Genomic DNA, 2,216 nt, shown 5'->3' on the forward strand with positions numbered 1-2,216 from the left:
TGTCGGGCGAAATGAGAAACTGACCCCCTAACGAAGCGAAGAACTGACCCCTCGTGTCAAAACGAGGAGAGTTGGATGACGAGCGAGATTTCATTGCATTCTGCATTGTCGCGAACGATGCAGGGCGGGGATATGCTTCAGGCTGATGAGGTGGTGGCAATGTTGCGACTACACGCGCTTGGTTGGGGTGCCAAGCGGCTGTCCAAGGAATTTGGATGTGCGCGCAACACGGTTCGCCGATATTTGCGGGAAGGCGGCGTCTCGCCTTTCAAGAAACCTGTTCGGCGCAGTTCGTTTGACGGGCTGGACGATTGGCTGCGAGAACGTTTTTTCCGTCATGACGGCAATGCGGATGTAATCCGCCAGGAGTTGGCGAGCGAGCACGGAATTGTCATCGGCCTGCGTTCTGTAGAGCTTCGAGTTCGGCAGTGGCGACGGGAGTTGAAGGCACAGAAGCGTGCGACAGTTCGGTTCGAAACTCCACCAGGTCGCCAGTTACAAATCGACTTTGGCCAGACGCGCGTATGGATCGGCGGTGAGCGGCTTCGGGTGTACGTGTTTGTCGCAACGTTGGGTTACTCGAGACGCATCCATATCCGAGCCTCGTTGCGAGAGGGGCAAAGCGACTGGTTCGAAGGAATGGAAGGTGCGTTCCTTCGATTTGGCGGCGTTCCCAATGAAGTGTTGCTGGATAATGCGAAGCCGCTGGTCGAACACCACGATGCGGTCAGCCGGGAGGTGCGGTTCAATGCGCGATTGCATGCCTTTGCTCGCTACTGGGGCTTCACGCCACGAGCTTGCGCACCATATCGCGCCCGTACGAAGGGCAAGGACGAGCGCGGAGTCGGCTACGTCAAGAAGAACGCGATCGCCGGTCGCCGGTTCGAGAGCTGGGCGTCGTTCGAGGCGCATCTGGCCCGGTGGATACGCGAGGTTGCCGACCAGCGTGAACACGGCACGACCGGCGTAGCGCCGACGGAACGCTTTGCTGCGGAGGCTGACGCGCTTCGTCCGCTGGCTGGCCGTGCACCGTTCGGACAATTGCGCGACCTCGTGCGCAAAGTTCAGGCCGACTGCGCGATAGACCTCGACACGAACAGCTATTCGGTACCTTGGCGCCTAATCGGCGAGAGCGTTCAAGTCGTTGTGCTGGCAGGCCGTGTGATCATCCGTCACGCGGGCCAGGTAGTGGCCGATCATGCTCTCTGCCAGGGACGGCGACAACGGATCGTGGACCGGTCCCATTTTGTTGGCGTGGCTGGTAGCGAAGGTCTGGTGCGCACAGCTCCAATTGAGATAGCGCCAGCCGCCTTGCTGCGGCCGCTTGCCGAATACGAGGCGGTTGTTGGAGGAGGCTGGTGATGACGAACGTGGATCACGACCTACTCATCGCAACACTCGATCGACTGAAGCTGACGGCGATCCGCGATCAGCTCGACACTCTGCTTGACGAGGCGGCTCGCTCGAAGATGAACTTGCGCGAAGCTCTGGCATTCCTAGTATCGCGAGAGATCGCCCGGCGCGATGAGCGGCGCATCTCCATGTCGAGCAAGCTGGCGCAATTCCCCTTCGTACGCGAACTCGACGGCTTTGACTTCGAGGCGCAGCCATCGCTGGATCAGGGGCAGATCAGGGAATTGGCGACCTGCCGCTGGATAGCTCACGGCGATACGGTGCTATTCCTTGGACCGCCTGGTACGGGTAAAACCCACCTTGCTGTCAGCCTTGGCCGCGAGGCGATACGTCAGAACTACAACGTGCAGTTCGTGACCGCTGCCACGTTGGTCGCGATGCTGGCCAAAGCACACAACGATGGTTCGCTCGACAAGCAGTTGACGATCTTGTCGCGGCCGAAATTGCTGATCATCGACGAGCTCGGCTATCTTCCGTTCGAAGCCAACGCCGCCCACCTGTTCTTCCAATTGGTCTCTCGGCGCTATGAGAAGGGATCAATCCTGATCACCTCCAACCGCTCTGTGGGAGAATGGGGAAGCGTCTTTGGTGACCCCGTGGTCGCCACGGCGATACTGGACCGCCTGCTTCATCATTCGACCGTGATCACCATCCGAGGCGACAGCTATCGGCTTCGCGAAAAGCGCCGCTCCGGCCTTCTGCAGAAGGCCGGAGCGGCGCTTGAAACAAACGAAACGACCAATAAATGAAGGGGGTCAAATCTTCGTTTCGCCCAAGGGGTCAATTCCTCGCTTCGCTTGACA

Annotated in this window: 2 protein-coding genes; both read left to right on the forward strand. The window is 59.3% G+C overall.

Annotated elements, in window-relative coordinates; translation table 11 throughout:
* The first annotated feature begins 75 nt into the window (after window positions 1-75).
* On the forward strand, window positions 76-1,362 hold the full coding sequence (gene istA / locus ABIE33_RS36160) for an IS21 family transposase (protein ID WP_429133947.1): 1,287 nt from the start codon (window positions 76-78) through the stop codon (window positions 1,360-1,362).
* A complete protein-coding gene (gene istB / locus ABIE33_RS36165) occupies window positions 1,362-2,162 on the forward strand; it encodes an IS21-like element ISSme2 family helper ATPase IstB (protein ID WP_429133949.1) in 801 nt (266 codons plus the stop codon). Before istA ends, istB begins: the two co-directional genes overlap by 1 nt.
* Window positions 2,163-2,216 lie beyond the last annotated feature (54 nt).

The sequence above is a fragment of the Ensifer sp. 4252 genome, from assembly GCF_050434565.1.
Lineage (GTDB): Bacteria > Pseudomonadota > Alphaproteobacteria > Rhizobiales > Rhizobiaceae > Ensifer.

Bases quoted from the DNA above. Each gene is read 5' to 3' on its own strand.
- istB (WP_429133949.1), top strand. From the start codon at position 1,362: ATGACGAACGTGGATCACGACCTACTCATCGCAACACTCGATCGACTG.
- istA (WP_429133947.1), top strand. From the start codon at position 76: ATGACGAGCGAGATTTCATTGCATTCTGCATTGTCGCGAACGATGCAG.